Raw genomic sequence first — 11,940 nt, forward strand, 5'->3', positions numbered from 1 at the left:
CAAATGGCATGGAGGTATTTTTGCCCAAAAACCATAGATTAATTAGGGTTTTTATGTGGTGTTTTTTCCTTTTAAATCATACTTTTAAAACTCATTTTTTTGTTGATTTAATCTAAATTCCAGATAGATTGAGAAAGTATATTATTCTTTTAGCTCTTAGCTTTCTATCTCTACTAGGAAATTCCCAAGAAGTTAGTATCACGGGTACAATCAAAGACATTGATACCGACGAAAAATTGGAGGCAGCTACTGTATTTGCACAGAAAGTGTCAGATAGCTCCCTTATTTCATACACTATAAGTAATCAGTTCGGAGATTTCAAATTGACAACAGATACCCAAGATAAAAGGATAAGGTTTCTTGTCTCATATAATGGTTATCAGACAATCGAAAAATATATGGATTTGGATGGAACCAATATAGACCTAAGAATAATTAAGCTAAAGCCATTTATTTTTGAACTGAATGAAACAGAAGTAATAGGAGAAATTCCGCCAATTCTTGTAAAAAAAGATACATTAGAGTTTAATGCAGCTTCATTTCGTCTAAGGTTGGATTCTACGCTTGAAGATTTATTGAGAGTTTTACCTGGAGTCACTGTTGAAGATGATGGAAGTATTGATGTAAATGGGAATCAAGTTAGTGGAATTAAAATAAACGGCAGGTCATTTTTTAGTAGTGATACCAAGATAGCCCTTAAAAATCTGCCTATTGATATAATTGACAAAGTTCAAGTTGTTGATAAAAAAAGTGTGCTTGAAGAATTCACGGGCGCCAATGCCAAAAGCGATGAAAAAGAAATTAATGTGACCATAAAAAAAGATAATAGCAAAGGATTTTTTGGTAATCTCCTGGCAGGCGTTGGAGATGACGGAGAATATCAAATCAGTGGAATAGGAAACTATTTTAACAAAGAACAGAGATTAACAGTTTTAGGTGGAAGCAACAATATAGATAATCCGGGTTTTACATACGATGATTTATCCGAATTAAGTTCAAATGCAAGGAATTTATCATGGAGGGGAAATTTGAAAGGCATATCTTCAAGTAATGATACTGGTTTAAATTTTTCGGATGAATTGAGTTCCAATATAGATATTACTGGGGAATATTTCTATTCTGATGTAGATGTAAAAAATACCGACATTGTAGAAAGGCAATATTTTCTTCCAGAAAACAGCTATGTCAATGAATCAGAAGCTAATCAGGATTTTTTGGAACGAAGTCATAGATTTGATGTAGACCTAAAATTACGTCCAGACTCCCTAACACAAATCTCAGTTGTACCCAGAGTTAGAATAAGAACTGATAATGATAGAGAAAATGTTGTAGGAAAATCTACAAGGTTGAATGGCACAATAATCAATCAAATTACTAGTGATTTTTTCAATGAAGGTAAAAATGAGGACTTATCATCTAAATTAGGTCTGGTTAGAAAATTCAAAAAACCAGGTGAGTATTTCGCTTTCGAGGTTTTTTCAAGACTTAACAATGAAGATATTGAACAAGAAATTTCGAATAACGTGGACATTTTTGATGAAAATGGAGATTCAAATGTTGATTTAACCTCACAATCCGTGGATCAAAAAATTGAAAATTTTCAATTTAATGGAAAAATGGAAGTGAAGGATGAAATTTTCAAGAATACTTTTTTAATTCCATCAATAAGGTACAATTATCAAGTCTTTGAAACCCAAAGGAACGTTTTTGAAAGTCATAATCTGGAGAACGAATTTTTTATAACAAGATTGAGTACGGATTTTGATAATAAGTTTTCGTATTTCCTTCCAAATCTGGGAATTGAATTTAATACTGAGAAAATGGATTTATCGTTGTTTGGAGGGGTCTATTATTCAAAAATCAACGGATTTGAATCTAATTTGGATTTTACAAGGGATTCTTATTATAATGACTTTTATGTAGATGCATATTTGTCTTACAAACTAAGTAGTAGGGAGAAATTTACATTTATCTACAATACTAGTGTGGATTTGCCAAATAAAAGATATTTTCTTCCCGTACCAAATGAAATTGACTTAACCAATATTTACCTCGGGAATCCATCTCTTGATAGAATATACAGACAGGATATTAGTATAAATTACAATAATTACAATTCAAAATCCAAAGTTGGCTTTTTTGTTTATGGTAAAGTGAGTCTTTTTAGAGATGATATTTCAATTATCAGAAATACAAATGATGAATTGATAAGGACAACTTCATATACAAATACAGATGGAAATATCGATGGTAATTTTAGAGTTTCCTTGAGTAAAACAAAAAATTTTGAAAATGGCAGGATTAGGTATCATTTAGGGTTCAATTCAAGACTCTACAGGAGAAACAATTTTACCAATGGCCTTAGTTATAAAATAGATAGATGGAGCCTATATCCCACATTTAGAATGAGTTTGAACGACGGCGATATTTTTGATCTTCAAACTTCTTATAGTCCAAGGATAGTCCTGACAAATTATAGTCCTGAACTTTTTGCCAATACGAGTATTTTGTCCCATGAAGTATCCCTAAAAACATCCTTAAATTTCCCCAAAGGACTAATTTTTGAAAATGATGTAGTTTTCAATTCAAGACCAGATATTGGCCCCGGATTTGAAAGTTCAAATGTTTTTTGGAACGCAAGTCTTGGATATAGTTTTTTTAAAAATAAAGGATTTCTAAAAATCAGATATTTTGACCTTTTAAATGAAAATGTGAAAAACTCCAGATATACAGGAGAAGATTATATTCAAGATTCACAAAGTTCTGTTTTAAATAGATATTTGATGTTGAGTTTTTCCTATCGGGTATCAAAATCTAAAAAATAGTTTCACTTGCTTAGACAAATGGGTTTTAGACTAAAGAAATATCCGTTTTTTAAGCAATTGGACATAATGGATTGCGGGCCCACTTGTTTGAAGATGATTTCATCTTATTATGGGAAGACCTATTCTACAGAAGAATTAAGAAGAAAGTCTTTTATTACTAGAGAAGGAGTTTCTTTAGGTGGTTTGGCCGAAGCTGCCGAAGACATTGGTTTTCATTCTTTGCCGGTTACAACTGATTTTTTAAGTCTAAAAAAAGAAATTCCCCTTCCCTGCATTGCACATTGGAGACAAGGTCATTTTGTGGTGATTTATGAAATAAGTGAAAGAACTGTCATTATTGGAGACCCTGGACACGGTATTTTAAAGTATCAAGTGAAGGATTTTATTGATGGTTGGATGGGAACTAGTAATAGCCTAAGCACTGATAGGGGCTATTTGTTGTTACTGGAACCGACACCTAGGTTTTATAATTTACATCCCCAAGAAAACAGAAAGATAGGCTTGAAATATCTATTTGTCTATTTCAAGCCATTCAAAAAACTAATTTTTCAATTATTCCTTGGTCTTTTTGTGGGTAGTCTAATTCAATTGATTTTCCCATTTTTAACACAGGCTATTGTTGACTATGGGATACGTTTTGAAAACCTGAATTTCATTTATTTGATACTAATTGCCCAATTAGTATTGTTCATGTCTCAGACCAGTGTTAATATGGTTCGAAGCTGGATTTTATTACATATAACTACACGTGTTAACATTAGTTTGATATCTGATTTTCTTACTAAAATGATGCGACTTCCGATAGCATTCTTTGATTCAAAAAAGACAGGGGATATCATACAAAGAATTTATGATCACAATAGAATCCAGAACTTTCTTTCTACTTCTAGCTTGAACACTCTTTTTTCAGTATTCAATGTAATAATATTTGGGGCAATCTTGGCGTATTATTCCTTCACAATCTTTATAATTTTCCTCATTGGCTCCCTCATGTATATTTCATGGACTCTTTTATTTCTGAAGAAAAGAGCAGAACTTGATTATAAAAGGTTTGATCAAACAGCTGAGCATCAAAGTAGTCTTCATCAATTGATTTCTGGAATGCAAGAAATTAAACTCAATGGTTCAGAAAAAAGAAGACGTTGGGAATGGGAAGAGATTCAGGCCAAGCTTTTTAAGATTTCGATAAAAGGACTGACATTATCGCAGACTCAAAATAATGGAGGGCGTTTTATAGATGAATTGAAAAATATTGTGATAACATTTATTGCCGCCAAAGCAGTTATAGATGGTCATCTTACTTTGGGTATGATGCTTTCTGTCCAATATATCATTGGCCAACTTAATTCGCCCATTAGAAACTTTGTAGGGTTCATTCAATCAGGCCAAGATGCCAAAATTAGTCTAGAGAGATTATCCGAGATACATTCAATCGAAGATGAGGATAAAATGGAAAAAGACTCAAACAGTTTTGGTTTTTATAATGAAGAAATAAAACTGCAAAATGTTGTTTTTAAATATGGAGGGAGAAGTTCGCCGATTGTTTTGCATAACTTGTCTTTACTAATTCCAAAAGGTAAGGTTACAGCAATAGTGGGGACAAGTGGGAGCGGAATTCCCTCTCATCCAGGGGATGCATAAAAATCCGGTTTTGGATGGCTGCCGACTTGACAAAACCTGAATTCAGGATAAAGGCGTCCGTAGTGAGCATGTTGTTGGTCAGTTCAATGTTGTGCCAGTGCCCGGCATCATCCGGAAACTTGATGTAGGAATGATTGGGGGATAGGGCCAAATGGGCTTTTGCACCGATTTCCTCGGCAAGGATCAAATACAGTTTGGGTAAGGAACTACATTGCCCTTTTCCGGTCAACAGTAGTTTATGGACAAACATATTGCTCCAGTCCCGCTTCCCCCAAAAGTCATCAAAGTCATACTCGAATGGCAAATGCTTCAATCCCTTCGATCTGATTTCCAAGGTGTCCGCAAAGAATTGGAAAAGCAGATAGTTTTTGGCCAGGTTGCTGTTGCTGTCCAATTTCAGTTCCTTCATCTTTTCCCTAAGGAAATCACCTGTTTGCTTAATGGCCCTTTCAAATTCCATATACTCCTTTGTCTCTTCATAGAAAGCGTTCTCAATGATAAAAGTGGCCTTTTTAACGGAGAAGGGGCTATGCTGCATCGCCAATAGGCGGGCGTATGCATTTTGGTAATGCTGGGCACCTTTTGAATTTTTAAAAGAAGGAAGGGAGGTGTCCACTCCATATCCAAAAGTAGCTTCTGCCTCGGCAAGCAGTTGTTTTCTCATCCGCTCAGCTTGCGCAACGTTCCGGGCATCTGCTTCGTAAACAGCTAGTTGGTTCGAATTAGGATTGAATGATGGCATTCCCGTATAACCGTTTGGAGGATATATGCTGGAGGTAGTAAAACCATAAATGGTAAAAGTACTTGCCGTAGGGGTGGGGGGAGCGATCGTTTGTCCGAATAATCCCCAATTAAAGCACAGGTGTCCTAAAATAAGAAACCCCAGATATTGTTTTATGGAAAGGGTAGCCCTTTTGCCTGATAGCATTGTTCGTATTCGTAAAAGGGCTTTTTTCTCAGTTACTATAGAACTGATTCGCCAAATCTAGGGGTTTGTTCCAAGTTTTCCTACTTTTTTTGAAATAATGTTTGATTTCTATGCAAACCACCCCTTTTCCCCTTCAATCAAAATTTGAACAGTAATCCTATGCAAATTGGGTATGATGGCTTTGGTTCAATATTACTTTGATCGGATATTCCTGTTTTCCTATCGGTTGTGCATTGGTGCTGTGCCGATAGCACAGTATCCCCTATTATTACTTCTTAACAGCAACCTACCATAATAGAATATAGAAAATGAGAACATTCCTATGGTTGTCCATATTTTTTTCATGCTACGGAATGGCGCAAGAGGACCCCTTGGTGGGCCAATGGCAGCGTATGGGGTTCTATATCCATGAATGCGGTACGGACAAGGTCATATCAACCGACGTGGGTACCGCCGGTTTTATCGAAAAATTTCGAGCGGATGGTACTTGGGAGGTCCTTAAATCGTCCTGGAAGGGGAACTGGCAGCGATTGGAGGACAATACGTATAGGTTTGTCACTGAATCCAGGTTTATGGGTAGGTCCATTTCAAGTGTGGACACCATAAGGGTGGAATTTCAAGAAAACGATTTAAAACTGTATCGTATAACCTGCGACACCGTCCAGGTTGGCGACAAAAAGCATCATGGATACCTACTTCTTAGAAGGTTGGATAAAAAACAAACCAACTTGGGTTTCTGACCAATTCCCCTTTTTTTACTTTCCATCGATTCTTTTAAAAGGGATAAAAAAGGATTCCATATTCCTTTATCTGTTGGGTACGATATTATGTTTGACCTTAAGTAACCCCCAATATTGGCTGATTGCTGTTGGCATTGAAATTTAGTATCTTTAAGTATTCCCCTATTCATCAATAGTATTCAGAATGACTTCTTTGGATTACAAGGGTCAAGATGAGAATTTTATCGAAAGGCTCGAGGAAATTGTGCTTACCAACCTTGAAAATGAAAACTTCGGCGTTGAAGAACTTGCTATAACCTATGGGGCAAGCCGTTCACAACTCCATAGAAAACTGAAGCGAATTCGAGGACAATCCGTCAGTCAATTTATTAGGGAATTAAGACTTAGGGAGGCCTTGAAAATGTTGCAGAAAGATGTGGCAACCGTCTCCGAAATCGCCTACAAGGTTGGTTTTAGCAGTAATTCTTATTTTACTACCTGTTTCCATGAACGCTACGGCTATTCCCCGGGAAAAGTAAAACATCAGACAACATTTGAAGCTACGACCAAAACTTCTTTCCCCACGGCAATTGAAAAGCCATTTGATAAAAGAAAGTATATTTATCGACGCTTCGCTTTAGGGAAACCTTACGGTTTCCTTCAACTAATCTTGAAGCTAAACAAGTCTAAGTTGATTATGAAAAAATTGTCTTATTGATTTTGCAATTGGTTCAGTAATATTATTGAGTTCTTGTAAGCTATATTGTAATTTTTAATAAATATTCATTTTATGCCAATGAGGAAATCTAAACAAGAGAAGTATATAATTAAGGGAGTTGATTTTTCTTCGAAAGCAATTTCTAAATTGCCTAATGGTTTTTGGGAAACAGCTAATGTTATAACAGATTTTAAGAGACCTTGGGAAAATACATTTTGTAAGACCACTGTATTCAGAGCTTTGCATAGTAACGAATATGTCTATCTTAATTATGTAGTGATGGATGATAATATTCTGCTCTATGATGGAAATGAGAACGTTAAAATTGATGTTGCGCAATCCGATAGAGTAGAAATTTTTTTTAGATCAGATAAAGACTTGAAACTATATTATGGTATTGAGATTGATGCCAAAGGAAGAGTTTTGGATTATTCAGCCTAATTTTACAGGAAACTTAATACTGACTGGGCCTGGCCACAAGGGCACATATGGACAAAAAGCGAATTACTATCTGGAGGTTATAGGGTGGACATTACTATTAGTAAGAAATCCCTCCGGAACCTAAATCTAATTCGTGATAATTGTATTGAGGCAGGTATTTATCGTGCAGATTGTAAAAAGTTGCCGAAAAACAAAACCCAAGAAGCTAAAATAAGCTGGATTACATGGATTGATTCCAAAACACAAAATCCTGATTTTCATGTTCCGACCTCCTTTGGAATACTTGAATTGGTGGTATAGGAAACTTACTCTACAAATAACTTTTTACATTTTCTGAGTTTATTATCTCAATTGGGAGTAATTGTTTATGGAATAACACTTTATTGAAGAGTAAGTTTTCGATAATACCTCTAAGGCTTATAGAGGCTTGAAGTTTGGGCATTTGATGAATAAGATATTCAATACTACCATTTAAGAGATAATTAATGTTTTCTTCCAATAGGTCATACCCAACTACTTTTGCCTGAATCCCAAGTTTTTCTATTGCGTTTACTACTTTATAAGACTTAGATGTGGTCACAAAAAAAGCTTGTAAATTTGGATTTTCTTCCAATAAGTTTTCTAAAGAGATTTCGATTTCTTCAGTTTTTGTAGTCAGTACATGAATATGCCTATTATCATTTTCACTCTCAAAATAATTTTTAAATCCCTTTTCCTTATTTTGCATATGAATAGAATTGTTAATGGACTCGTCAATATGGATAATCGCAATTTCGGAAGAAGATGGGATTGACTTTTGAATAAGTTTTGCGGCAACTCTACCACTTAAAAAAAGATCTTGTCCTACAAACTTATTGTTTCCCTTTCTGGGAGGACTGTTGAAGGTAACCGTTGTTATGTTCATTTTGTTCAGTTTTTTCAACAGTAGCTCGCTCTCTTTATCAAAAAGAGGTACGAATAAAATGGCATCTGGATTATTTCTTAGTATCTCCTTTCGCGCTGATGCAAATGATCTTGGACTGGATGGACTATATTTTTGAACATCAATTTGAAGATTGAAAGCACGGAATTCCATGATTACTTCTTCGATACCTTTTTCACATGGTATCCAATAAGAATCCTTTTTTGGGTCAGGGATTAATACATTGATTTTATAGTGCTTATTATTCCTGAGGGAACGAGCTACGGGATTTGGAGTGTAGTTGAGTTCTTTTAAAGCTTCACTGACCTTTTCAATAGATTCTTTTGATACCCTTCCTCTTTTGTGAATTACCCGGTCTACGGTACCCACAGAAACTCCTGACCTTTCTGCAATATCTTTTAGAGAGTATTTTTTTTTCATAAAGCCTAAATATATTAAAATATTTCATCTAATTTGCGTTAACGATAACACATTGCGTTAACGATAACGTTTTTTTGGTATCTTGTATAAAATTTGATTATTGAGTGTTTATCAAGTATTCTAAATGATTGGTAAATCCTAATACTTTAAAATTATGTATCCTAAAACGGTATTGGATAAAATCGTTGTAGTTGCTCCTGGCAGGACATGTCTCTTTGGAGATCACCAAGATTATCTTGGGCTTCCCGTTATTGCATGTGCTATTGATAGGCATATCAGATTAGTGGCAAAAAGAAATCACACAATGAGCCTTGTCATTAACAAACCGGATATTGGTGAAAAACGAATCATTGATCTTAATGCAGGGATAGGCAGGGTTGCGGTTGGCGATCATTTTTTGGCCGCTATTAAAGTCCTTGGTATGTACGGTTGCTCACCCGATATGGGATACGATATTACCATTTCAGGAAATATTGCCATCAACGCAGGGACGTCCAGTTCAAGCGCAGTGGTGACTGCATGGATTCGTTTTTTGATAGAGGCCTATGGTTGTAATATCGCTGTAACTAAAGAGTTTATTTCTAGAATTGCCCATGTCGCTGAGGTCACTTTTCATGATGCTCCTGGTGGAAAAATGGATCAATATAGTATTGGACTAGGGAATATTATGTATTTGGAAACCGGAAAACACACTAACTATGAACTATTTTATGAGCATTTGCCTGGGTTGATAGTGGCAGAATCCGGAATCCCAAAAGATACCACAGGAGTTTTAGGGGAGTTAAAGGAGAAAGCTTTGCTGGCGATACGTCAGATAAAAGAGAAATTACCGGGGTTTAAAATAAGCAAAGCTAGCAAGGCAGATTTGCCCAAGTTGTTAAATTGTGTGAGTGATGATTTACGAGTTTACTTGGAAGCGGCAGTATTGAATCATGATATTACCAGAAGGGCATTAGAGGAGTTTCGTAAGCCCAAATGGAATGTTGAATATATTGGTCGGCTAATGACTGAACATCATAATATTTTAAAGAAATATCTGGGCATTACACTTCCTCAGATAGATTTAATGATTGATGGAGCAATAAATGCCGGTGCATTGGGAGCTAAGATTGTTGGCTCAGGCAGAGGTGGTAGTATAGTTGTTCTGAGCAGGGATGGTAATCAAGACAAAGTTATAGACGTCCTGCTAAGTGCTGGAGCAAAAGATGCATATGCGGTTACTGTAGATCAAGGGGCAAGAATAATTAAATCAAAATAACTTCAAATGAAAGAACATTTACATTTAGTAATTCTTGCAGGAGGGGCCTCTTCACGTATGAAAAAAAAGGCTTCCGATGAATTGGAACTTACTGAACAAGATATCAAACAAGCAAATGAGCGAAGCAAAGGTTTGATAGGTGTAGGGCAGAACGGTCGTCCAATGTTGGATTATGTATTGTTAAATGCCAAAAAAGCGGGTTATGAAAGAGTTTGTATTGTGACTGGGGAGAAGGGAGAGCTTTTTAAGGAGTTTTATGGTAGTAACGACAAAGACAATTTTTTTCATGGACTGAAGATTTCGTTTGCCACCCAATACATTCCCGAAAATCGAATTAAACCTTTTGGTACAGCTGATGCTCTCTTTCAGGCTGTAGAACAGTTCCCGTATCTTAACCAAACTAGTTATACCGTATGTAACAGTGACAACCTGTACTCTGTGGAAGCTTTTGAAGCGTTGCGAAAAACTCCTTCGCCAAATGCATTTATAGCCTATGATCGTGATGCTTTGCTATTTCCATTGGAACGCATTTCGAGATTTGCCCTTACCAAGATGGATGGTGAGGGACATCTTCAAGAAATCATGGAAAAACCATCAGAAAAAGAGATTGAAAGGTATAAGGATGAATTTGGAAAGCTCAGGGTAAGTATGAACATATTTAAATTCGATGGGAGTAATATCTACAATTACCTAAAAAATTGTCCGGTACATCCGATACGGAACGAAAAAGAGTTGCCAACCGCTTTTTTGAATATGTTGAAAGACAATCCAAAAACGGCTATTGGTATACCATTTTCTGAGCATGTTCCAGATTTAACGGCCAAAGAAGATATTGTGGCGGTCAAGAAATACCTTAAAGAAAATTACGGAAAATTGGACTGGGAAAGTAAATAGTTGTTGAATGGATAAATATGTGATAACCGGAGGTGCTGGTTTCATTGGAAGTCATATAGCAAATGAACTAAATGAACTTGGGCACGAGGTCATAGTTTTGGACAATCTCCGTACCGGGTTCAAGAAAAACATCGAAGAATTGGATGTTAAATTTGTGCAAGGAGATGTTCTGGATGAAAACCTCTTATATGAACTTGCCAAAGGGGCAAAGGGAATATTCCATTTGGCGGCCATGGTGAGTGTTCCAGAATCTTTAAAGAATCTTGAAGATTGTATAAACATAAATGTCAAGGGAACATTGAATGTCCTTGAGGCCGCTAAAAAAAATCCCGAATGCAAGGTGGTTTTATCAAGTTCAGCGGCGATTTACGGTAGTAATCCAACACTCCCAAAATTCGAGAATATGTTACCTGAGCCCATGACTCCCTATGCGGTAACCAAGCTTGACGGGGAATACTATTTAAAGATTTATAAGGAACAATGGGATGTTGCTACGGCGTCCTTGCGTTACTTCAATGTGTTTGGCCCACGTCAAAATCCGAATTCTACTTATGCGGCAGCTGTACCCATTTTCATTCATCAAGCTCTTTTGAATGAGCCATTGACCATTCACGGAGATGGAAATCAGACTAGGGATTTTGTTTATGTAAAGGATGTGGTTAATGCAAATATATATGCTATGGAAAAAGGGAATGGAGTTTTTAATGTAGCATTTGGTCAGAGTATTTCCATTTTGGATTTGGCCAATAGAATCATTGAATTGACAAATTCTAAATCGCGATTGGAATTTGCTAAGAAACGGCCAGGTGATATCGTACATTCAAAAGCATCAATTGAGAAGTTCAAATATGAAGGGTTTGAGCCTAAATGGGATTTAGACAAGGCACTTAATGATACAATTGCATTCTATCGAATAATCCTAAGAAAAAATAAAATATAATGTTGCTTTCGAAAACTGTGCTTTGTTCCGTGGTCTTGATGGTAATCGAGAGAATGAATTTAAGATGTTTGTCCTTTCGGAGTCTTTGAAAAAAGTTTGTATAAGAGAGCACCGACCTAAATTATAAGAAAAATATATGACAACTAGTTTTGAGGTCAAATTTTTGCACTGATGAACCAGCCCAACTTAAATTCATGGCTTTTGGTTATTCCAAGAGAGTTCAATCTTTCTATA

The 11,940-nt window shown here is 35.9% G+C and carries 10 protein-coding genes; 8 read left to right on the forward strand and 2 right to left on the reverse strand.

The features are described 5' to 3' along the window. Window positions 1–128: 128 nt before the first annotated feature. Entirely contained in the window at window positions 129–2,825 is a 2,697-nt protein-coding gene (locus L0P88_RS12985; protein WP_247130348.1) for an outer membrane beta-barrel protein, read from the forward strand. Window positions 2,826–2,843: 18 nt separating this feature from the next. Next, a complete protein-coding gene (locus L0P88_RS12990) occupies window positions 2,844–4,466 on the forward strand; it encodes a cysteine peptidase family C39 domain-containing protein (RefSeq protein WP_281499738.1) in 1,623 nt (540 codons plus the stop codon). Here L0P88_RS12990 and L0P88_RS12995 read toward each other — a convergent pair. Next, window positions 4,408–5,394, reverse strand: coding sequence for a hypothetical protein (locus L0P88_RS12995; protein ID WP_247130350.1), 987 nt, complete (start codon window positions 5,392–5,394; stop codon window positions 4,408–4,410). The genes L0P88_RS12990 and L0P88_RS12995 overlap by 59 nt on opposite strands. Before the next feature lie 308 nt (window positions 5,395–5,702). On the opposite strand from L0P88_RS12995, the gene L0P88_RS13000 reads away from it, so the two are divergent. From L0P88_RS13000 to L0P88_RS13010, 3 genes are all read left to right on the forward strand, one after another. Then, entirely contained in the window at window positions 5,703–6,134 is a 432-nt protein-coding gene (locus L0P88_RS13000; protein WP_247130351.1) for a hypothetical protein, read from the forward strand. A 184-nt stretch (window positions 6,135–6,318) separates the two neighbouring features. Next, complete coding sequence (locus L0P88_RS13005) at window positions 6,319–6,831, forward strand: helix-turn-helix domain-containing protein (RefSeq protein WP_247130352.1); 513 nt, start codon at window positions 6,319–6,321, stop codon at window positions 6,829–6,831. 78 nt (window positions 6,832–6,909) lie between these two features. Further along, the gene (locus tag L0P88_RS13010; RefSeq protein WP_247130353.1) at window positions 6,910–7,272 is read left to right on the forward strand and encodes a sugar-binding protein; all 363 of its coding nucleotides are present in this window, start codon (window positions 6,910–6,912) and stop codon (window positions 7,270–7,272) included. 310 nt (window positions 7,273–7,582) lie between these two features. Here the strand turns inward: L0P88_RS13010 and L0P88_RS13015 are convergent, their stop codons facing one another. Further along, window positions 7,583–8,614 (reverse strand): LacI family DNA-binding transcriptional regulator, encoded by a 1,032-nt coding sequence (locus tag L0P88_RS13015; protein WP_247130354.1) that lies wholly within the window; start codon window positions 8,612–8,614, stop codon window positions 7,583–7,585. Between the two features lie 154 nt (window positions 8,615–8,768). Between L0P88_RS13015 and L0P88_RS13020 the strand changes: the two genes are divergently transcribed. Genes L0P88_RS13020 through L0P88_RS13030 form a run of 3 tightly spaced genes read left to right on the forward strand, consistent with a single transcriptional unit; the run spans window position 8,769 to window position 11,706 of the window. Continuing rightward, window positions 8,769–9,872 carry a mevalonate kinase gene (locus L0P88_RS13020; RefSeq protein WP_247130355.1) on the forward strand — a complete coding sequence of 368 codons (1,104 nt, stop codon included), beginning with the start codon at window positions 8,769–8,771 and terminating at the stop codon, window positions 9,870–9,872. Window positions 9,873–9,878: 6 nt separating this feature from the next. After that, window positions 9,879–10,766: a sugar phosphate nucleotidyltransferase gene (locus tag L0P88_RS13025; protein WP_247130356.1), complete on the forward strand. Its 888-nt coding sequence runs from the start codon at window positions 9,879–9,881 to the stop codon at window positions 10,764–10,766. A 7-nt stretch (window positions 10,767–10,773) separates the two neighbouring features. Then, a complete protein-coding gene (locus L0P88_RS13030) occupies window positions 10,774–11,706 on the forward strand; it encodes an SDR family NAD(P)-dependent oxidoreductase (protein ID WP_247130357.1) in 933 nt (310 codons plus the stop codon). The last annotated feature ends 234 nt before the right edge of the window (window positions 11,707–11,940 follow it).

The sequence above is a fragment of the Muricauda sp. SCSIO 64092 genome (genome assembly GCF_023016285.1).
GTDB lineage: Bacteria > Bacteroidota > Bacteroidia > Flavobacteriales > Flavobacteriaceae > Croceivirga.

Bases quoted from the DNA above. Each gene is read 5' to 3' on its own strand.
- L0P88_RS13010 (WP_247130353.1), top strand. From the start codon at position 6,910: ATGAGGAAATCTAAACAAGAGAAGTATATAATTAAGGGAGTTGATTTT.
- L0P88_RS12990 (WP_281499738.1), top strand. From the start codon at position 2,844: ATGGGTTTTAGACTAAAGAAATATCCGTTTTTTAAGCAATTGGACATA.
- L0P88_RS13015 (WP_247130354.1), bottom strand. From the start codon at position 8,614: ATGAAAAAAAAATACTCTCTAAAAGATATTGCAGAAAGGTCAGGAGTT.
- L0P88_RS13030 (WP_247130357.1), top strand. From the start codon at position 10,774: ATGGATAAATATGTGATAACCGGAGGTGCTGGTTTCATTGGAAGTCAT.
- L0P88_RS13000 (WP_247130351.1), top strand. From the start codon at position 5,703: ATGAGAACATTCCTATGGTTGTCCATATTTTTTTCATGCTACGGAATG.
- L0P88_RS12995 (WP_247130350.1), bottom strand. From the start codon at position 5,394: ATGCTATCAGGCAAAAGGGCTACCCTTTCCATAAAACAATATCTGGGG.
- L0P88_RS13025 (WP_247130356.1), top strand. From the start codon at position 9,879: ATGAAAGAACATTTACATTTAGTAATTCTTGCAGGAGGGGCCTCTTCA.
- L0P88_RS13005 (WP_247130352.1), top strand. From the start codon at position 6,319: ATGACTTCTTTGGATTACAAGGGTCAAGATGAGAATTTTATCGAAAGG.
- L0P88_RS13020 (WP_247130355.1), top strand. From the start codon at position 8,769: ATGTATCCTAAAACGGTATTGGATAAAATCGTTGTAGTTGCTCCTGGC.